This is a genomic window from Pseudomonas sp. KU26590, from assembly GCF_026153515.1.
Taxonomy (GTDB): domain Bacteria; phylum Pseudomonadota; class Gammaproteobacteria; order Pseudomonadales; family Pseudomonadaceae; genus Aquipseudomonas.
In genome coordinates this window covers 1,936,776-1,957,146 of the sequence record NZ_CP110644.1, presented here as the reverse complement: position 1 = coordinate 1,957,146, position 20,371 = coordinate 1,936,776, and the positions used below count along the sequence as shown (strand labels likewise).

The window sequence follows — 20,371 nt, the reverse complement described above, 5'->3', positions numbered from 1 at the left end:
TCGGCATTTCCTGAGCCGCTGCCTCACTTGCTCGCTTCAAATAACGCCATCGCCTCGACATGCGCTGTCTGCGGGAACATATCGAGGATTCCGGCACGTTTTAAACGGTAGCCCTGCTTGATCAATTCAACCGTGTCGCGCGCCAGCGTTGCCGGGTTGCACGACACATAAAGGACGCGCTGAGCGCCCAGCGACTTGAGTTTGCCCACTGCTTCGAACGCACCGTCACGCGGCGGATCGAGCAGCACTGCGGCGAAACCTTCCGCCACCCAGGCCGCCTTGTCCAGTGGCTGCGACAGATCGGCCTGATAAAACTTCACGTTGCTTAAACCGTTGCTGGCGGCATTGACCGTCGCACGCTGAACCATGGCGTCGACGCCCTCGACCGCCACCACGTCGCGCGTCATCTGCGCCAGCGGCAGCGCGAAGTTACCAAGCCCGCAGAACAAGTCCAGCACTCGTTCGTCCTTGCGCGGTGCGAGCCAGGCCAGGGCCTGCTCGATCATCGCGGTGTTGACCTGAGCGTTGACCTGCACGAAGTCGCCAGGGCGATAGGCCAGGGACAGATTCCACGGTTCCAGGCGGTAGCCCAGTTGCGCGCAGGGGTCGACCGGCTGTGGCTCGCCTTCGCCGTGCAACCACAGCTGCGCGTCATGGGTGTCGCAAAATGCCTTGAGGATTGCCAGATCGCTTTCAGGCAGCGGCGCGGTGTGCCGCAACAGCACGGCAGTGGCCGACCCGCTGAACAGCTCGACATGCCCCAGCGCCTGAGGCTTGCCCAGGCTGCGAAGCATGGGCGCCAGCCCTGTCATGATCGGTTGCAAGGCCTGTACCAGCACCGGGCATTGTTCGATGGCGATGATGTCCTGGCTCGCTGCGGCGCGGAATCCGACGTCCAGCCGCTTGGCGCGGACGTCCCAGCGCACGGCGACGCGGGCACGGCGGCGATAGGCAAATTCTTCACCCGTCAGCGGCGCTGACCATTCCTCCGGCTCGACCCCGGCGATGCGGCTCAATTGCTCGGCGAGCATGCTCTGTTTCAGGGCGAGCTGTTCGGCGTGGGGCATGTGCTGGGTGCTGCAACCGCCGCAACGGCCGAAATGCGGGCACGCGGCCGGCCGGCGCACAGGGCTGGCCTGGAACACCCGCTCGGTGCGGGCTTCGACGACTTTACCGTGGGCATTGAGCACGCGGGCCTCGACCTCTTCGCCGGCCAGACTGCCCATGACAAACCAGGTGCGGCCGTCGACGAAACCGATGCCGCGACCGTCATTGGCCAGTCGCTCGATGGTCAGGCGTTGTTTTTTACCGGTGGGGACCTGCGCGGTCCGGGTGCCGCCGCTGGGCTGGAAACGCAGGCCTGCATCACGCTTGGCCATCAGTTGGGCGCATCGTAGACGCCGGTCGACAGGTAACGGTCGCCTCGGTCACAAATGATCGCGACCATCACCGCGTTTTCGACTTCCCGAGACAGCCGCAACATGGCGGCAACCGAACCGCCTGACGAGACGCCACAGAAAATGCCTTCTTCCCGCGCCAGACGACGCATGACGTCCTCGGCTTCGGCCTGGCCCATGTCCATGATCCGGTCGACGCGGTCGGCTTGGTAAATGCTCGGCAGGTATTCTTGAGGCCAGCGGCGAATCCCCGGAATCGACGCGCCGTCCATAGGCTGGAGGCCGACGATCTGGATGTTCGGGTTCTGCTCTTTAAGGAAACGCGAGGTGCCCATGATGGTGCCGGTGGTGCCCATGGAACTGATGAAATGGGTGACGGTGCCGCCGGTCTGCCGCCAGATTTCCGGGCCGGTGCCGACGTAATGAGCCTGAGGGTTGTCGCCGTTGGCGAACTGGTCGAGCACCTTGCCGCGGCCTTCAGCCTGCATGCGCTCGGCCATGTCACGGGCGCCTTCCATGCCGTCTTCCTTGCTGACCAGAATCAGCTCGGCGCCATAAGCGGTCATCGCCGCCTTGCGCTCGGCGCTGGAGTTGTCCGGCATGATCAGGATCATGCGATAGCCCTTGATCGCCGCAGCCATGGCCAGGGCGATGCCGGTGTTGCCGGAGGTGGCTTCGATCAGGGTGTCACCGGGGTGGATCTGCCCGCGCTCTTCGGCACGGGTAATCATCGACAGCGCCGGGCGGTCCTTCACGGAACCGGCCGGGTTATTGCCTTCGAGCTTGAGCAGCAACGTGTTGCTGGTGTTCCCGGCCATGCGTTGCAGACGCACCAGCGGGGTGTTGCCGACGCAATCGGCGATGGTTTGATACTGCAGGGTCATGGCGTGTTCGCGATCCAGACGTGCGGGGGTCGCCTATCATACCGGCAATCGCTGTCAGCCCATATCACGCAAAGTGAGGTGGTTATCGCTGAATGGAATAAGGACCCGAAGAACCAGTAAAGCGAACTGTAGGAGCGCGCTTGCCCGCGAACGCGACAGGCCTGTGCCATCGACCTCAACTGACCCACCCCTTTCGCGGGCAAGCGCGCTCCTACAATTTCGATATAGGCCGGTTCAAACAGCGGCTTCCGTGTGTCGGGCCGGCAACCGCATGATCATCTTCAAGCCCTGCCCGGTATTCTCCGCCCACAGGTCCCCGCCCTGCAGACGCAGCGAGTTGCGCGCAATGCTCAAACCCAGCCCGAAACCCCCGTCGCCGGGGCGGGCGCCGTCCAGGCGGATGAACGGGGCGAAGATCCGATCGAGATCGCCCTCGTCAATCCCGCCGCCCTGATCTTCCAGCCACAACAGCCAGTCATCGCCATCCCGCCGACCGTCCAGCCGCACGATGCCCTCGGGCGGCGAATGGCGGATGGCGTTGCGCAGAATGTTCTCCAGCGCCTGGGCCAAGGTGTTGAGATGGCCACTGACCCAGCATTCGCTGTCCAGATCGCAGCGCAACTGACGGGACGGCCAGCAGGTTTCGAAACAGGCGTCGTCCACCAGCATCTCCCACAGCGCCACCACCTGAATGTCCTCGCCGGGCAGTTTTTCGCGCTCGGTGTCGAGCCAGGCCAGCTGCAAGGTGTCGTCCACCAGCCGGCGCATGCCATCCACTTCCCGGCTCAGGCGCTCGCGCAGTTCGGGCAGGCTTTGCTCGCTGTCGCAGGCCACCCGCAGGCGACTCAGGGGCGTGCGCAGTTCGTGGGAAAGATCGCGCAACAACTGCTGCTGGACCTGCACCGTCGAATGCAGGCGCGCAGCCATGTGATCGAAGGCGCGGTTCAGCTCGCCCAGCTCATCGCGGCGCTCGGTCATGTGCGGCGACAGTCGGCTGGTCAGCCGATCGGCTCGCCATGCGTTGGCCTGCTCGCGCAGCTGGTTGAGTGGACGAATCAACAAGCGATACAGCCCGACGCACAGCAGCAGCGTGAATAACGCGGGAATCAACACGTTGGTCAGCATCTGCCCGATCAGCGCATAACGCCCCGGTTTGTAGCGCTCGGGCAATTCGATCACCAGACTGCCGGCGTCCGGGTTGCCGGGAAACGCAATCTTCAGCCAAGGCACGGTCTTCTGCCGCGTGCTCATGGGCCAGTCGATGCCGCGCATGAAGGTCAGGCGCCGGGACTGCTCGCGGGTCAGCGGCGCACTGCCGAGTGATTGCAAATCGCTGCCAATCACCCCGACCCAGCCGCTTTCCTGCTGACGGACCTGCTTCAGCCATTCGTCGATGCCGCCCTGGCCGCCCCTGCTCCACGCTCGTTCGGCCTGCGCCGCATAGTCGTTCATTACCTGATGGGCCTCGGCGTTCAGATAGGCGTTACGGGTCTCGATGTAGCGACCCCAATACCAACTGAGCCAGATCATCAACAGGCAGAAACCGACCAGCAGGACGGCCAGTTTCCAGAACAGCGAATGCCGGCCGGGCAGTCTTTTGCGTGGCTCAACCATTCAACACCTCAGCCATCCAGCACCGCCGCTGTCAGCACGTAGCCCTTGCCCCAGACCGTGCGCAGCTGCCGCGCCTGATAGCCGACGGCCTTGAGCTTGCGGCGAATCTGGCTGATGTGCATGTCCAGGCTGCGGTCGTGCTGGGAATAGCCGCGCTGCAAAACGTGCTGATAAAGGAAGGCCTTGCTGAGGACGTCTTCGGGGTTGCGCCACAGGGTTTCCAGCAGGCGGTATTCGCTGCCGGTCAATTGCGCCGGGGTGCCCGCGAAGGAAACGTCGCAGCGGCCCTCATCGAAGGTCAGACCGTCTTCTTCGGGTTTCTCGGTGCTGGCCTCGGGCTCGCTCGCCGTGAGGGCGTGGAAGCGTCTTTCCAAATCCACCCTGCGCAGGATCGCCTCGATGCGCACGCGCAGTTCATCGACGCTGAAGGGTTTGGGCAGGTAATCGTCGGCGCCGTTCTGGAAGCCGGTGATGCGGTCGGCCTCGGCGCCCAGGGCGGACATGAGGATGATCGGCACGGTGTGACGACGGCGCAGATGGGTGAGGATGTCGAGGCCGTTCATCCCCGGCAAGAGGATGTCCATGAGCACGACATCGAACGGCTCGCGTTGCGCGCAGGCCAGCCCTTCGGCGCCGTTCTGGCACCAGGTCACCTGAAACCCGCAGCGATCGAGCTGATCGTGGACAAAAGCGCCGAGCACGACATCGTCCTCGATGGCAAGTATGTGAGGGCGGTGGATGCTGGCGGGATTCATTGGCGTCTGCGACTGATTCTCAAGACGCGGATTATTCAAGATTGCGCGCGGCGGAGCAATGCTGGCCTGGCGGAGCGATGGGCATATTGCGTATACCAGAATGAACTGTAGGAGCGCGCTTGCCCGCGAAGGCGGTGGGTCAGGCAATCGATTCGTCACAGGCAGAATGCCTTCGCGGGCAAGCGCGCTCCTACATTGGATCTCGGCAACGCAGGCAATCTTCGGCGTACACAATCCGCTGGATCTCGGCAACGCAGGCAATTTACGGCGTACACAAAATCCGTAGGAGCCGGCTTGCTGCGGGCCGCGATCGGACGAACGCGGTGGATCTGAAAAGAAGATGTCGACTGACCCAGTGGGTTCGCCAGCAAGCCGGCTCCTATGTATGGACTCGCCTCCACTGTCTACCCGCTTTTCAACACCGCCACCCGGTTGCATCTATGTATAAGGCCTGTTCGAGGAAGCCGCTCTGGGCTTCTGGCCAACATTGGTTGAGCTCGCGGTATGCCTATTACAGTCAGGCCTCAAGGGCCAGTAGGAGCCAAGGCATCTATCCGCGACGGTCTTACCTGGGGTCAATGTTTTCTAGCAGGGGCAGGAGCGCTTTTGCGCCCCGGTGGCAGAACGCTTTGGATCAGTGACTCATCGCCGCCGCCTGCCTATTGGACGGCTCACGACGATAAGTCTGATCATTCTGTAAAAGCGACCAGATGATGCGCAGGTTGCGGTTCGCCAGCCGTACGGCGGCTTTTTTGCTTCCCAGACGGCTCAGCCACTGCAACAGCCGACGGTCATCCGGCTGCTCGGAGTCGTGCCGCAGCTGCCTCAACACTGCATGAGCACCCTGTATCGCCAGGCTGCGGATGTACCCATCACCACGCTTGGTCATTCGACCCAGGCGAACCCGCTCTCCTGAGCTGTTTTGATCGGGCACCAGGCCGAAGTAGGCCGCAAACATGCGCGCGTCAGCGAATCGCTCAGGCCGGGTTTGCTTGGCTACTATCGCGGTGGCAATGATCGGCCCGACACCGCGTATGGTCATCAGCCGCACGGCGGTCTTGTCCCGTTTCGCAGCAACCTCCAGACGCCCGGTCAATACACTGACTCGCTCGCCCAAATGGCGCCATTCGCCCAGCAACTCGTCGATCAGTTCGCGCAACATCTCCGGCAACGGCTGGGTAGCGTCTTCCAGTACCCGAGGTACTTTCTGGCTGATCGCCACCTCGCCTTGCGCCATGGCGACGCCGTGCTCGAGCAGCAAACCGCGCATCTGGTTACCCACTGCTGTGCGCCGACGCACGTAACCTTGGCGAATACGGTGCAATGCCTGCATGGCCAACTCCGCGGCACTTTTGATGGGCACTGCCGAAATTCTGCTGTCGCGGCCCGCGCGCAATATTGCGAGCGCATGTTGCGATCATTCTTGGCGCCGCTGCGATGATCAGCGACGCGCCCGGCTGGAAGTATGCGTGCCAGATTGCCCTGATCTTGCAGCTGCCGCGCCCAGGCTTGAGCGCCCGGACCGGTTTCCATGAGAACGATAACGTGCGGTTCGAGCTTGCACAAAAATGCGTAGAAGGCTTCTCGTGACTTGATCCGCTCCTCATAGAGCACCTGGCCCAAGGCATCTTCACCAGCGATCTGAAAGACCCGCTTGGCAAGATCAATCGCCACGGTGGTGCATGCCGGGAGATCGGATGAAGACAGAGACTGATTAACCGTCGTATGCTTTTTCATGGACTCGCCCTCGCTGTCGTTGGCTGTTTAGACTGCCACCGTGGCGCATTGACGCCTCGGCCTGGGCGAGTCCATCCAATTACGCGTTCCACGACAGCCGTGGCATCCAGATTCGACGACGGATCAGCAGCCATCCGACAGCAGTGCGCAGCCATCGGACACCCATGCACAGGCATCCGGCCCACCCGATCGAAGCGCAAATGACTACACTGCGCAGTGATTGCGCGTCACACGCTGCGTTGGCGCAGCAATTGCCTGAATTCGTGCCGGGTTGGTGGAGAAGAAGTGTGCTGAAAAAAGTGGGCATCAAAGGCCGCGTCATGCTGCTGACCCTGCTGCCGGCCTGCCTGATGGCGGCGCTGCTGGGCGGGTATTTCACCTGGATGCAGCTGACCGAGTTGCAGACTCAGCTGCTAAAGCGTGGCGAGATGATTGCCAACGAGCTGGCGCCGCTGTCCGCCGGCGCGCTGGCCAGTGGCGACCAGCCGATGCTAGAACGCATCGCCGGCCAAGTGCTGGAACAGGCCGACGTGCGCGCGGTGTCGTTCCTTGATGCCGGCCGCGCGATGTTGGCCCACGCCGGGCCGAGCATGATCAACCAGGCCCCCGTCGGCAACAGCACGCACATGCTGCAGCGCTCGGAAAACGACGCCACGCGCTATCTGATGCCGGTGTTCGGGCGCAGCCGTCATCTGACCGGCGATGTGGTTCCCGCCGAAGCCGATCGCCTGCTCGGTTGGGTCGAGCTGGAGCTGTCGCACAACGGCACGCTGTTGCGCGGTTATCGCAGCCTGTTCGCCAGCCTCATACTGATTGTCCTTGGCCTCGGTCTGACCGCCATGCTGTCGCTGCGCATGAGCCGCACCATCAACGGCCCGATCACCCAGATCAAACACGTCGTCGCGCAACTCAAGGACGGCAATCTGGAAGCGCGACTGCCGCCCATGGGCAGTTACGAGCTGGATGAGCTGGGTTCGGGCATCAACCGCATGGCGGCGACGTTGCAGAACGCCCAGGAAGAATTACAGCACAGCATCGAGCAGGCCACCGAAGACGTGCGCCAGAACCTGGAAACCATCGAGATTCAGAACATCGAGCTGGACCTGGCGCGCAAAGAAGCCCTGGAGGCCAGCCGGATCAAGTCCGAGTTTCTGGCGAACATGAGCCATGAGATCCGGACGCCGCTCAACGGCATCCTCGGGTTCACCCACCTGTTGCAGAAAAGCGAGCTGACGCCGCGTCAGTACGATTACCTGGGCACCATCGAAAAATCCGCCGACAACCTGTTGAGCATCATCAATGAGATTCTGGATTTCTCGAAGATCGAGGCCGGCAAGCTGGTCCTCGACGCGATTCCGTTCAACCTGCGCGACTTGTTGCAGGACACCCTGACCATCCTCGCCCCCGCCGCCCACGCCAAACAGCTGGAACTGGTAAGTCTGGTCTATCGCGACACGCCGCTGTCGCTGGTGGGCGATCCGTTGCGGCTGCGGCAGATCCTGACCAACCTCGTCAGCAACGCCATCAAGTTCACCCGCGAGGGCACCATCGTGGCGCGGGCGATGCTGGAGGAGGAACACGACACCACCGTGCAACTGCGCATCAGCGTGCAGGACACCGGCATCGGCCTGTCCAGCCAGGACGTGCGCGCGCTGTTTCAGGCGTTCAGCCAGGCAGACAATTCCCTGTCGCGGCACTCGGGCGGCACCGGGCTGGGGCTGGTGATTTCCAAGCGGCTGGTCGAGCAGATGGGCGGCGAGATCGGCGTCCAGAGCACGCCGGGTGAAGGCTCGGAGTTCTGGATCAGCCTGACGCTGCCGAAAACCCGCGACGACCTCGAAGACCTGCCCGCCCCGCCGCTGCTGGGCCGTCGCGTGGCGGTGCTGGAGCATCACGATCTGTCGCGCCAGGCGCTGGAACATCAACTGGAAGACTGCGGCCTGCAGCCGATGGTCTTCAACAACCTGGAAAACCTCATCAATGGCGTGACGGTGGTGCATCAGACGCCCCACGCCATCGACATGGCCGTGCTCGGCGTGACCGCCCACGAGCTGCCGCCCGAGCGCCTGCGCCAGCAGATCTGGGACCTGGAAAACCTCAACTGCAAAGTGCTGGTGCTGTGCCCGACCACCGAGCAGGCGCTGTATCAACTTTCCGTGCCCGACGCCTATAACCAGTTGCAGGCCAAGCCGGCGTGTACGCGCAAATTGCGCCGCGCGCTGTCGGAGCTGATCCAGCCCAAGCAACTGCGCAACGAGGTGCAGGAGCCGCTGTCGAGCCGGCCGCCGCGCATTCTCTGCGTGGACGACAACCCGGCCAATCTTTTGCTGGTGCAGACCTTGCTCGAAGACATGGGTGCCAGGGTCAAGGCCGTCGACAGTGGTTATGCCGCGGTGCAAGCGGTGCAGGATGAACCCTTCGATCTGGTGCTGATGGACGTGCAGATGCCGGGCATGGACGGGCGTCAGGCCACCGAAGAAATTCGCAGCTGGGAGAGCGAGCGTCAGGCCACGTCGCTGCCCATCGTCGCCCTCACCGCCCACGCTATGGCCAACGAGAAGCGCGCGCTGTTGCAGAGCGGCATGGACGATTACCTGACCAAGCCGATCAGCGAGCGTCAACTGGCGCAGGTGGTGCTGAAGTGGACCGGGCTGGCGCTGCGCAATCAGGCGCCGGAACGGCACGTCGAAATCGCCCAGGGCGGCATCAATCTGCAGGTGCTCGATCACGAAGAAGGGCTGCGGCTGGCGGCGGGCAAAGCCGACCTGGCCGCGGACATGCTGGCGATGCTGCTGGCTTCCCTCGCCACCGACCGCGAAGCCATCCTCACTGCCCGCGAGGCCAAGGATAACGTCGCGCTGATCGAACGCGTCCACCGCCTCCACGGCGCCACCCGTTACTGCGGCGTCCCGCAATTGCGCGCGGCGTGTCAGCGCAGTGAAACCCTGCTCAAGCAAGAATCGGCGGACAGCGACAAGGCACTGGATGAATTGGAGAAGGCCATCAGCCGACTGGAAACCGAGGCGCGTGTGACGGCTTGATCTGGGTCTAAGGCCTTTGTTCTGTGGTGGATAAGCTGCAGTGCCGCATGACCTGTAGACGCCGGCTTGCTGGCGAACGCGGTGGGTCAGGCTAAATTGATGGCGCTGACCGATCCCGTTCGCCAGCAAGCCGGCTCCTACGGTGGATTGGCGTCAGGCCCAACACCCACGTTCGATGCGACACTCCAGGCCCATCTATAAAGGAGCACCCATGCGCACGCTTATCTTCAGCAGCCAGACCTACGACCGCGAGAGCTTTCTTGGCGCGCAGGTCGCGCCGGACATCGATCTGCATTTCCAGCCCGCGCGGTTGACGCTGGACACCGTGGCGCTGGCCGATCAGTACGAGGTGGTCTGTGCCTTCATCAACGACGACCTGAGCGCGCCGGTCCTGGAGCAACTGGCCGCAGGCGGCACCCGACTCATCGCGCTGCGCTCGGCCGGTTTCAATCACGTCGACCTCGCCGTCGCCAAGCGGCTGGGCCTCAGCGTCGTCCGGGTGCCGGCCTACTCGCCCCATGCCGTCGCCGAACACGCGGTGGCGTTGATCCTCTCGCTCAACCGCCATCTGCACCGCGCCTACAACCGCACCCGCGACGGCGACTTCAGCCTGCACGGCCTGACCGGTTTCGATCTGGTGGGCAAGACCGTCGGCGTGGTCGGCACCGGGCAGATCGGTGCGACGTTCGCGCGGATCATGGCGGGCTTCGGCTGCCGACTGCTGGCCTACGATCCCTACCCGAACCCGCTGGTTGAAGCACTGGGCGCCCGCTATCTGCCCCTCGACGACCTGCTCGCCGAAGCGCAGATCATCAGCCTGCATTGCCCGCTCAATGATCACACCCGGCACCTGATCAACCCGGACTCGCTGACGCGCATGCAGCGCGGCGCGATGCTGATCAATACCGGTCGCGGCGCGCTGGTGAACACGCCGGCGCTGATCGACGCACTCAAGAGCGGCCAACTGGGCTACCTCGGGCTGGACGTTTATGAAGAGGAAGCGCAGCTGTTTTTCGAGGACCGCTCGGACCTGCCGCTGCAGGACGATGTGCTGGCGCGCCTGCTGACGTTCCCCAATGTGATAATCACCGCCCATCAGGCGTTTCTGACCAAAGAAGCCCTCGGCGCCATCGCCCAGACGACGCTGGATAACATCATCCATTGGGCAGCGGGCAGCCCGCAGAATCTGGTGCAGTAAGCACGCGTGCTGCCGGTTACAGGGTCGTCGGACGCGAGAATTCATCCTCTAAAGTGTTAGCATGCGCGCCTATTTGGAGACCCCCATGGCCGAACACGATTTCCGTTACAGCATGCTCACCCCGCAACACACCTTGATCGAATGCCGCAGCCTGGCGGTCGGTCGCTATCAAGTGACCGGCAACGGCGGCTCGATCAAGCCCGAGGACGTGCTGCTGGTCACCGTCAAAGGCAGCAAAGAGCTGTTCATGCGCCTGAACGTGGAAAAAGTCCGCCACCTGATCAACCCGACCGGTCAGTGGGTGGCCGTTGCCAACGGCCCGGCGTTCACCGAGCTGGCGATCCATCAGTGGAAAGTCAACTGCAACGACTGCGGCAAAGAGCGCGACATCGAGTTCATGGTCGATGGCAAGGACGGCAAAAAAGCTCTCAAGCCTGCCGCCACCGCGCGCATCGAGGAGCTGGGCTGGAAGGTCGTTGGCGAGAACCACCTCTGCCCTGCCTGCGCAAAGAAAGCCGCATGAAACCGCTTTTGCTGACACTGCTGGCGGCCACACTGCTGGCGGGATGCGCCACCGAAGCCCCTGCTCTCAAGCAAGACCACGGCTACGTGCTGGAATGGATCGGTGAACGGCCGTTGATCGACAACAGCCACCTGACCATGACCCTGGGCAACGACGGCCGCGCCTACGGCAATGCCGGCTGCAACCACTGGTTTGCGTCGTACCAGTTGCAGGGCGATGCCATCACCTTCGGACCGGTCGGCAGCACCCGCAAACTGTGCGCGCCGGCGCTGATGGAGCAGGAACATCGCTTCCTTGAAGCGATGGGCAAGGTGCAGCGGTGGGATGTGTCGCCCATCGAGCAATTGCGGCTCTGGCCTGCCCAGGGCAAACCGCTGCGGTTCTGGCTGGAAGAGGGCTGAGTCCGTCGGCCCGCGGGCATTGCCATCTTGCGCGACAACTGCTGCTCGCCCACAGCCTGCCTTCTAAGCTCGCCATAGTGATAATCCGAGTGGCCCACTGCTCATAGAGACGGATGCCATAGGCCACTCAAGCAGCCCGCGCGTTGGCCGATAAGCCTTACATCGCAGTCCCTCCCTTTTATGCTGTACTGCCTTAGCGTACCCGAGCGTCCGGAGCTGACCCATGGAGCCCACTTGATCAGTATTTTGTCATCGCGCCTTGAGTCAGTTCGACGCTTTGCCCGCGCTCGGCGGAGCAAACCGGCTCGTTATGCGGGCGCACTCTTGATCGTTACGCTGTGTTGCGCGCTTCGCTCGCTGCTTCCCTTCACCGCCCTGCCCTACCTGTTTTTCATTCCCGGACTGATGTTCGTCGGGTTCTGCTTCGGGGTCGGACCATCCGCTTTTGGGTGCGTGCTGGCGGTTCTCGCTGCGCAATATTTTTTCATCGGCGAGATCGGTTTCAGCGATGGGTTTTCGACCTGGGCCAGCAGCGCGAGCTTCGCATTGGTGACCTTCGGCATGTCAGTCATCTGCGCATTGTTCCAGAAGAGCTTGAACGCGCTTTCCGATCTCAATGATCATCTGGAGTTTGAAGTTGAGCGACGCACCCTGGAGCGGGATGGCATCTGGAATGTCTCCCCCGACCTGATCTGCATGCTGTCCGAACACGGCGAAGTCGTTGCGATGAATCCCTCCTGGCAAATCGAGACGGGACACGCTGAACATGCACTCAAAGACGGGGCATTTTTCAGCTTTATCTCGCCTTCGCAGCTGTCCGATGCCTTGCGCAGACTCAGCGAGGTGCCGGTAGCTGAGCTCGATAGCCAGGGTCCCCGCAGCAATGGAACGCTATTGCACCTGAACTGGCGAATTGCGCGTCGCGAGGGGCATTACTTCGCGGTAGCCCGTGACATCTCTCTTCAAAAAGAACGCGAGGAAGCGTTCGAAGAGGTCAGGTCGCAATTACAGCAAAGTCAAAAAATGGAGGCGGTCGGTCAGTTGACCGGCGGTTTGGCGCACGACTTCAATAACCTGCTGACGGTGATCACCAGTAGCCTGGACATGCTCGAACAACGACTTGCTCAAGGTAAGCACGGTGAACTTCCACGGTACGTTGGACTGGCCCGCACTGCATCCGATCGCGCCGCCTCCCTCACCCATCGTCTGTTGGCCTATGCAAGGCGCCAGACGCTGGCAAGTACGGTAATCGATCCGGCCTTGCTGGTTCAGGAAATGGAGGACCTGATCAGCAGGACGCTGACCCCTCGTATAGAGCTGGAGGTACTGGCGGGCAAGGACGCGGTGCTGTGCTTGTGCGACGCGCATCAGTTGGAAAACGCGCTATTGAACCTGTGCATCAATGCGCGCGACGCCATGCCCCAAGGTGGCCGGCTACAGATTGAGGTCACCGCTGTGCGCATCGAGCCGGCGCAAGCAACCGGGACACTCAGCGCAGGTGGATATGCACGCTTCAGTGTCAGGGATTCCGGCACAGGTATGCCGCGCAGCGTGCTCGAACGTGCATTCGATCCGTTCTTCACGACCAAGCCACTGGGTTCAGGCACTGGCCTGGGGCTTTCGATGGTCCACGGCTTTGCCCGACAATCGTCCGGGGACGTCCAGATTGAATCGCAGGTCGGTAAAGGCACTACGGTGAACCTGTTTCTGCCCTTGCATCAAGGCCAGGCACCGGCACCCGGCGTCGTCTCGCCAGCGGCGGCGGAGGACAAGGCTCACACGCTGAGCGGGTCCATATTGGTGGTCGACGATGAGGACGCCATCCGCGATCTGATCAGCGAAACATTGTTGGACATGGGCTACCAGGTCGCCAAGGCTGCCACCGCTGCGCAGGCGCTACAGCAGCTAGAGCGACTGCCTGATGTCAGTTTGCTCATCACCGATATCGGTCTGGCGGGCGGCATGAGTGGCGATGAATTAGCCGTAGCCGCGCTGGATGCGCGACCCACGCTCAAGGTCTTGTTCATCTCCGGTTTCGCCGAAAACAGCATCCCTGCGATCGCCTTGAAAAGCGGCCAGACTGAATTGCTGCTCAAACCTTTCGCTATGAAACATCTCAAGCTGCTGACTCAGCAATTACTCACGCCGAGCTGAAGACACTCACCTTTAGAGCCTGCGAGCAGTCATCTGGTCGCCGGCAACGGCTGAAACTCGCCGCGCTCCAGGTTTTGCACCCGGTTGCCCATGGCGTCCGTCGCATTGAGATCCGCGCCTTTGGCGGCCAGTGCGTCAAGAACATCCTTGCGATGGAACAACGCCGCGTACATGGCCGCCGTCTGACCCGCGTTATTGCGTTGATCGAGCGCACAGTTAGCGGCGACCAGTTGCCGAGCGATGCTGAGTTCGCCTTTGAAGATCGCCCCCATCAATGCCGTGTTGCCCCTTAGATCCTTGGCGCAGGGATCCGCGCCCGCGTTCAACAGTTGGGTGACGGTAGGTTGCTGGCCGTGGTAAGCGGCGAGAATGAGGGCGGTATAGCCTTTTTCGTCCTGTACGTTCAGGTCGAATTTGGCATTGATGAACTCGTTGAGCATGTCCTGGCGTCCGTCTCGGGCGGCCTGAAAAAACAGCTCTTTAAGTTGTGCCTGGGTATCGGCAGTGCTGCCGGTATCTGACGGGCCGGCGTCGACCACGCCCGCCGTTAGACACAGCAACAGCGCATAAAAGGTTCTGCGCATGTGTTGTCCTCCAAAAGGTCATGTCCTCCTAAAGCCTCGGCCCGCCGTGCAAACGGGCCGAGGTGGTCGGTCAGTCTTTCAGTGCAGCGGCCAGTTGCTTGACCTTGGCCAGATCGCCATTGGCAACCTTGGTCACGCCGGTGCCGTATTCCGGATCCGCCTTGTAGAGGAACGACAGCATGATGTTCTTGCTTTCGGTATCGGTGGTCGCCAGGGATTCACCAAAACTCTGGATCAGATCCTTGCGGTCCTTCTCGCTGTAGGAACGGTACAAGTCGCCCGCCTGCTTGAAGTTTTGCTCTTTCTGGATCTTGGCCTGCTGTGTGCTGCCGGACAGTGGCAGCTGGCTGTAGCGCGCTTCTTCAGCCGCTGGACGCGGATTGAGTCGGCTTGGCTCGTAGTTCACGCCGGTGGTGGTGTGGCCAGTGTTGAGCGGGCCGTCCTGGTTGCCGTTGTTGACCTTGACCCGTGGCGCGTTGATCGGGAGGCTCAACACGTTAGGGCCCACGCGATAGAGCTGGGTGTCCGCGTAGGAAAATACCCGGCCCTGCAGCAGGCGATCTTCCGAAGGCTCGATACCCGGCACCACGTTGGCTGGCGCCATGGCGACCTGCTCGGTTTCCTGGAAGTAGTTATCCACATTCTTGTTCAGGACCATCTGGCCGATTTTGCGCTCGGGGATATTTGGCCAGATCTTGGTGGCGTCCAGCGGGTCGAAGTCGAACTTCGCCAGGTCTTCAGGCTTGACCACCTGGACGTACAGGTCCCACTTCGGAAAATCGCCCTTGTTGATAGCGGCAACCAGATCGTGGGTCAGGTGGCTGTAGTCCTTGGATTGCACTTCAGCGACCTGCTTGGGATCGAGGTTCTTCAGGCCCTGCAGACTCTTCCAGTGAAACTTCACATAGTTGACTTCGCCCTTGGCGTTCACCAGTTTGTAGGCATGTACGCCGTTGCCATCCATGGTGCGATAGCTGGCGGGCGTGCCTTCGTTGGAGTACAGCAAGGTCAACGTCCGCGTGGCTTCCGGGACGTGGGAGAAGAAGTCGAAACGTCGGGAGTCGTCATCCAGGTTGGTGCGCGGGTCAGGCTTGAAGGCGTGGACCATGTCCGGGAACTTGATCGCGTCGCGGATGAAAAACGTCGGGAAGTTGTTACCGACCAGGTCCCAATTGCCGTCGGCGGTGTAGAACTTGGTGGCAAAGCCGCGGGGGTCACGCAGGGTTTCAGGGGAGTGGTTGCCGTGGACAACGGCTGAAAACCGCACGAACACCGGGGTGTGCTCGCCTTTGCTGAAGACCTTGGCTTTGCTCAGATCAGAGGCGTCGTCGGAAGCCACGAATTCGCCGTGTACGCCCGTACCGCGAGCATGCACGACACGCTCCGGAATGCGTTCACGATCAAAGCGCTGGAGCTTTTGCAGCAACTGCACATCTTGCAGGAGGACCGGGCCGGTTGGGCCGGCGGTCTGGGAGTTCTGGTTGTCGCCGACGGCGGCGCCGTTGTCGCGGGTCAGGGTGTCTGCGTACGCGGCAGAACTGACCATCAGGCTCGCGCCAATCAGGCTGGCTGCGATAGGGGAGCGGGGTAAATACATCGCGGACTCTCTCTGTTTTTGGTTGTTCTGAGAGTGAAAGCCTACGGCTAGAGCCCGCGAATGCTGAATTAGTTCTGACTATGTGTTTGATAAATTTAAAAATATTGACGTGAGGCGACTGGCTTGGCCGGTTCGGCAAGCGCCGTATTCGTTGCGGTTCTGGCTGGGGGAGGACTGACCGCGTCAGCCCACGGGCATCGCCATCCTGCGCCGCAACAACTGCTTGCCCACCCTTTGCCCTCTTAGCTCGACATAGTGATAAGTCGCGCTGGAAATCGTCACGACCACCGCAAGAATAAGCAGTAGCACCAGGTTATTCAGCCAGACATGCCCGGTGTCCAGGTAGCGGATATTGCTCAGCATCGGCGCGGCTTCAAAGCCGGTTTTTTTCTGCACCACCATAAACGCCGAAATCACGAAGAACAGCACGGCCAGATGGGTCAGGTAGATCGAGTAGGACCACCGCCCCAGACGAGCGAAGCATTCATGCTTGAGCACGCGGGACAACGCCCCGCCATCAAAGGCAAACAGCACGATGGTCACGCAGAACACCGCGCTGGCCGCCAATATCTTTTGCGGCAACTCAGAGGTCAGCACCCACCAGATGGCGATTACTGCCAGGGCTTCCAACACGCTGAGCAATGCAAAGCCAGGCGCAATCCAGCGTCTTAGGCGGTTGAAAACGGCGTAAGCCAACGCACCGGCAAAGAAACAGCCCAAGCCTTTTTGCGCGTAGACGGTCAGTACATCGATCTGGCGGTAAAGCAGAGCAAATCCGCCGACCGCAAGAACTGTCCACAGCAGGTATCGACGAGTAGCAGCCATGAACAGGGTTGCGGCGAAGACCATGTAGGTCCAGTACTCGATGCTGATGCTCCAGGCCGCCGTGTTGAATGACATGTTTTCCGTCAGGTGCGTCCAGCTGTGCAGCAGCAGGAGATTGGGCAGGATCTGCGACGGGGCGTATGCGCCGGTAAAGGGTGTCTGATTGAAGGAAAAACCCTGTTTGTAGGCGGCGTACTTGAGGCATTCCAGGCCGATGAATACCGCGAGCATGAACACATGCAGAGGTAACAGGCGGAAAGTGCGCGAAATCAGGAAGTGGCTGACGTCCAGTTGGCCCTTGCTGCCGTAGGCGTGCGCCATGACGAAGCCGCTGAGGACAAAGAAAAACTCGACGAACAGGTCGGCGTTGGAGAAGAAGGTCCACTCCGTGATACTGCCGACGAGATGGGTGTGATAGAGGACAACCGCGATTGCGCAGATACCGCGCAGGCTGTCCAGCGCGTGAAACCGTGTCGCTTCTTGCATGTAAACCCCCGATAAGATGCCATCGCTCGAAAGCGCCTAAAGCAACCCATCGGGGTTCGGTCGCGTTACTACCTAAGGCAGAACCATAGTGCAGGGACGGTTTTGTGCAAGGGGCGGTGGTCGAAGACTTATTGTGGCGTGAGGTTTAGAGAAAAGCGAATGTGGCTACCAAGGGCGTGTATGTATTTTGGACACACCCATTCCGGGTGACTACGATAGCAACCCGACCGATCGAGACCGCCTGCGGGTTGTGCAATAACCACTTTGCCAAGGAAGACAACAGATGTCCGAGCTTTACCGGTACTTCAAAGAAAACATGGATGCGCTCGGGCTTGCCGCCCCGGAAACGCTATTCGCCAACGCAACCACTGCGCTTGCGACCGCCACAGCCCTGGCAACCCAGATCGACAAATTTGGTTCCAGGGTCACCGTCATGGAAATCATTGATTCGGACCACCCGGGGAAGATGTTGGATCGACACTGGCAGCAGACCGCATGAGAGATTCTGTCCTGCTGCTGATTTGCGCCCTGGGTGTTTCGCTGCTCGCGTGGGCGATCCTGCATTATCTGGGCGATGACGCGTTTTCGGTGCTGAGCGGCGTGCTGCTCATCTCGCTGGGGGTGGATAACTTCCGCCTGCGTCGCGCTCTGGCCGGGCATCGTGGCCCCACGACGAAATAACCCTCACGACGATTGCCGGCTCCGGGCGCAAGACGTAGCCGTGCCGTTACCGATACCCACGCGCCTGGATGTCGAACAGGCTGGCATAGCGCCCGGCGCCCGCCGTCAGTTGCGCGTGGGTGCCTTGTTCCAGAATCCGGCCCTGATCCAGCACGATGATGTGATCGGCGTTGCGCACGCTGGAGAATCGGTGGGAAATCAGCAACGTCATGCGCCCCTTGGCGTACTCGCGAAAGTGCTCGAATACGGCAGCCTCGGCCGCAGCGTCGAGGGCGGCCGTCGGTTCGTCCAGAATCAGCAGGTCGGCCTCACGGCGCATGTAGGCTCGCGACAGCGCCAGCTTTTGCCATTGCCCACCGGACAATTCCTGCCCACCGGCGAACCAGCGCCCCAACTGTGTGTGATAGCCGTTGCTCAAGCGTTCGATGAATTCGGCGGCGATTCCTTGAGTGGCCGCATCGCGCCAACGGTCCTGGTCATCGAACGCGTCGACGTCACCCACACCAAGGTTTTCCCCGACCGTCATCTGGTAACGGATGTAGTCCTGAAAGATCACCCCGATGCGCTGCTGCAAGGCCTGTCCGTCCCAGTCCTGCAAATCGCTGCCGTCCAGCAGGATCCGGCCTTCGTCAGGCGTATAGAGTCGGGTCAGCAGTTTGATCAATGTGGTTTTGCCCGAGCCGTTTTCGCCCACCAGCGCCAGGCTCATGCCAGGCGTCAGGTGCAGGCTGATGTCGCTGAGCGTGGGCTGCGCGGCACCCGGGTAGCGGAACCCCAAGCGCTCGCAGCGCAGGCCGTCGCCTGGGCGTGCACCGGCCTTCAGCGTGCCGCGTCTGGGTGCCACCGGCACGCCAAGGTATTCGTAGAGGTCAGACAGGTACAGGCCGTCCTCGTACAACCCGGCAATCGCACTGAGGCTGGCAGTGATGGCGACCTGGCCTTGCTTGAACAGCACCAGGTACATCGTCATCTGCCCCAGCGTGGTCTGGCCGCGCACGGTGTCCATGACCACCCAGGCGTAGGCCACGTAGAACGCGGCAGTGCCCAATAGCCCGAGGACAAAGCCCCAGGCGTCGCGCCGCACGGTGAGTCGGCGGTCTTCGGCGTACAGGCGCGTGAAATTGTCGCGATAGCGTTGCAGCAACAACGGCGCCATGCCGAACAGCTTCACTTCTTTGGTGTGCGACTCATGGGACAGCAAGGCTTCCAGGTAATTTTGATGGCGGGTTTCCGGGGCGCGACGCTGGAACAGGCGGAAGGCATTACCGGAAAAATGCGTCTCGGCGAAGAACACCGGCAGCGCGCCAAGCACCAGGATCAGCAGCGCCCAAGGAGAAAAATGCACCAGCAGCACCGCGAAGCTGACCAGCGAGATGAGGTTTTGCGTAAGCCCCAGCCCTTTTGTGACGAGGCCCAGTGGCCGGGTCGATGCATCCCGGCGCACGCGCACCAACTTGTCGTAAAAGGCCGAGTCTTCGAACTGCAGCAGCGAAAGGGTCTGGGCTTTTTCGAGGATCATCAGGTTGACCTTCTGCCCCAACTGCACCCGCAGCAGCGCTTGCTGCATTGAAAGCGCCCGTTGCGCCGCGGCCAGCAACGCCAATACGCCCGCCTCGGCCAACACGTAACGCAGGACAGGCCATACCGGCGCCTGGCTGCCAGTGCCATGGATCTGCATCGCCTGAACCACCGCATCGACGATCTGCTGGCCGATCCAGGCGGCAAGTGCGGGCAAAATGCCGGCGATCAGCGTTGCCACGACCAAGCCGCTGAACAAGGGGCGGGACGTCGCCCAGACAAGGCTGACCGCCCTGCCGCTCTGGGTTGAAAATGCAGTCAAACGATTGAACAACGACATTAAAGGCGCAGGCTCCGGGTGGTCAGCGACAGGGGATTGTACCGGCTAGTTCGCCACGCTCCGCCGGTATTATTGATAGCTATCCAGATAATCAAGGGCGATTCAGGCTTTGCATAGAACGATACCCCACTCAATTAGAGCGGTATAAACGTGCAAACACACCTGAACTAAGGCTATATGGGAAGTGGGAACCCCCAGACACTGGCCTAGTCCAACTTTACGACAAACAAGCATGGGCACATCACAGTGTTATCAACCGTATTAGTGGTGGAAGATGACTGGCTCATCCGCAGTTTAATCCATGAAATTTTAGAGACGGAAGGCTTCGAGGTCGTAACAGCAGAGACGGGCGACGACGCTTGGGACTGGTTGTGCGAGACCTCGGGAGGGGCAGATCTCATCCTGTCCGACATCCATATGCCGGGTGGGCTGAGCGGTATCGGGCTGGCAAATCGGGTGCAAGCGCACTGGCCCCGCATCCCTGTGATCTTGTCCTCCGGGGGACGAGGGCAACAAATCCTGGAGTCTGGATATGCTCCACTTTTCATCCCTAAACCTTGGCATTCCATGGATATAGGGACAATTTGTCGGCGCGCATTAGCCTTGGCGATAAATCGGCAGTGATCCTGCCGATCC

The 20,371-nt window shown here is 61.3% G+C and carries 16 protein-coding genes and 1 pseudogene; 8 read left to right on the top strand and 9 right to left on the bottom strand.

Features of this window, described 5'->3' with window-relative positions; translation table 11 throughout:
- Positions 1-23 precede the first annotated feature (23 nt).
- The 5 genes and pseudogenes from rlmD to OKW98_RS08785 all read right to left on the bottom strand — a co-directional run bounded on the left by rlmD (position 24) and on the right by OKW98_RS08785 (position 6,387).
- Positions 24-1,379 (bottom strand): 23S rRNA (uracil(1939)-C(5))-methyltransferase RlmD, encoded by a 1,356-nt coding sequence (rlmD, locus tag OKW98_RS08805; RefSeq protein ID WP_265388814.1) that lies wholly within the window; start codon positions 1,377-1,379, stop codon positions 24-26.
- A complete protein-coding gene (gene cysM / locus OKW98_RS08800; RefSeq protein ID WP_265388813.1) occupies positions 1,379-2,281 on the bottom strand; it encodes a cysteine synthase CysM in 903 nt (300 codons plus the stop codon). Before cysM ends, rlmD begins: the two co-directional genes overlap by 1 nt.
- Positions 2,282-2,515: 234 nt before the next feature.
- A complete protein-coding gene (locus tag OKW98_RS08795) occupies positions 2,516-3,895 on the bottom strand; it encodes a sensor histidine kinase (protein WP_265388812.1) in 1,380 nt (459 codons plus the stop codon).
- An 8-nt stretch (positions 3,896-3,903) separates the two neighbouring features.
- Entirely contained in the window at positions 3,904-4,650 is a 747-nt protein-coding gene (locus tag OKW98_RS08790; RefSeq protein WP_265388811.1) for a response regulator transcription factor, read from the bottom strand.
- A 634-nt stretch (positions 4,651-5,284) separates the two neighbouring features.
- A pseudogene (locus tag OKW98_RS08785) lies at positions 5,285-6,387 on the bottom strand (IS110 family transposase).
- 287 nt (positions 6,388-6,674) lie between these two features.
- Here OKW98_RS08785 and OKW98_RS08780 point away from each other — a divergent pair.
- The 5 genes from OKW98_RS08780 to OKW98_RS08760 all read left to right on the top strand — a co-directional run bounded on the left by OKW98_RS08780 (position 6,675) and on the right by OKW98_RS08760 (position 13,704).
- Positions 6,675-9,428, top strand: coding sequence for a response regulator (locus OKW98_RS08780; RefSeq protein WP_265389683.1), 2,754 nt, complete (start codon positions 6,675-6,677; stop codon positions 9,426-9,428).
- Between the two features lie 211 nt (positions 9,429-9,639).
- On the top strand, positions 9,640-10,626 hold the full coding sequence (locus OKW98_RS08775) for a 2-hydroxyacid dehydrogenase (protein WP_265388810.1): 987 nt from the start codon (positions 9,640-9,642) through the stop codon (positions 10,624-10,626).
- Between the two features lie 85 nt (positions 10,627-10,711).
- On the top strand, positions 10,712-11,149 hold the full coding sequence (locus OKW98_RS08770; protein WP_265388809.1) for a hypothetical protein: 438 nt from the start codon (positions 10,712-10,714) through the stop codon (positions 11,147-11,149).
- A complete protein-coding gene (locus OKW98_RS08765; RefSeq protein ID WP_265388808.1) occupies positions 11,146-11,550 on the top strand; it encodes an META domain-containing protein in 405 nt (134 codons plus the stop codon). The genes OKW98_RS08770 and OKW98_RS08765 overlap by 4 nt, the downstream gene beginning before the upstream one ends.
- A gap of 234 nt (positions 11,551-11,784) precedes the next feature.
- Entirely contained in the window at positions 11,785-13,704 is a 1,920-nt protein-coding gene (locus OKW98_RS08760; RefSeq protein WP_265388807.1) for an ATP-binding protein, read from the top strand.
- 29 nt (positions 13,705-13,733) lie between these two features.
- On the opposite strand, the gene OKW98_RS08755 is transcribed toward OKW98_RS08760, so the two are convergent.
- The 3 genes from OKW98_RS08755 to OKW98_RS08745 all read right to left on the bottom strand — a co-directional run bounded on the left by OKW98_RS08755 (position 13,734) and on the right by OKW98_RS08745 (position 17,196).
- On the bottom strand, positions 13,734-14,288 hold the full coding sequence (locus tag OKW98_RS08755) for an ankyrin repeat domain-containing protein (protein ID WP_265388806.1): 555 nt from the start codon (positions 14,286-14,288) through the stop codon (positions 13,734-13,736).
- A 70-nt stretch (positions 14,289-14,358) separates the two neighbouring features.
- Positions 14,359-15,834: a catalase KatB gene (gene katB / locus OKW98_RS08750; protein ID WP_265389682.1), complete on the bottom strand. Its 1,476-nt coding sequence runs from the start codon at positions 15,832-15,834 to the stop codon at positions 14,359-14,361.
- A 234-nt stretch (positions 15,835-16,068) separates the two neighbouring features.
- Complete coding sequence (locus tag OKW98_RS08745; RefSeq protein ID WP_265388805.1) at positions 16,069-17,196, bottom strand: acyltransferase family protein; 1,128 nt, start codon at positions 17,194-17,196, stop codon at positions 16,069-16,071.
- 283 nt (positions 17,197-17,479) lie between these two features.
- Here OKW98_RS08745 and OKW98_RS08740 point away from each other — a divergent pair, with 283 nt between their 5' ends.
- Together OKW98_RS08740 and OKW98_RS08735 are read left to right on the top strand one after the other, a co-directional pair.
- Entirely contained in the window at positions 17,480-17,695 is a 216-nt protein-coding gene (locus OKW98_RS08740) for a hypothetical protein (RefSeq protein WP_265388804.1), read from the top strand.
- Complete coding sequence (locus tag OKW98_RS08735; RefSeq protein ID WP_265388803.1) at positions 17,692-17,877, top strand: hypothetical protein; 186 nt, start codon at positions 17,692-17,694, stop codon at positions 17,875-17,877. Before OKW98_RS08740 ends, OKW98_RS08735 begins: the two co-directional genes overlap by 4 nt.
- A 46-nt stretch (positions 17,878-17,923) precedes the next feature.
- Here OKW98_RS08735 and OKW98_RS08730 read toward each other — a convergent pair whose 3' ends face one another.
- Complete coding sequence (locus OKW98_RS08730) at positions 17,924-19,735, bottom strand: ABC transporter ATP-binding protein (RefSeq protein ID WP_265388802.1); 1,812 nt, start codon at positions 19,733-19,735, stop codon at positions 17,924-17,926.
- Between the two features lie 246 nt (positions 19,736-19,981).
- On the opposite strand from OKW98_RS08730, the gene OKW98_RS27465 reads away from it, so the two are divergent.
- Complete coding sequence (locus tag OKW98_RS27465) at positions 19,982-20,359, top strand: response regulator (RefSeq protein WP_416148206.1); 378 nt, start codon at positions 19,982-19,984, stop codon at positions 20,357-20,359.
- The last annotated feature ends 12 nt before the right edge of the window (positions 20,360-20,371 follow it).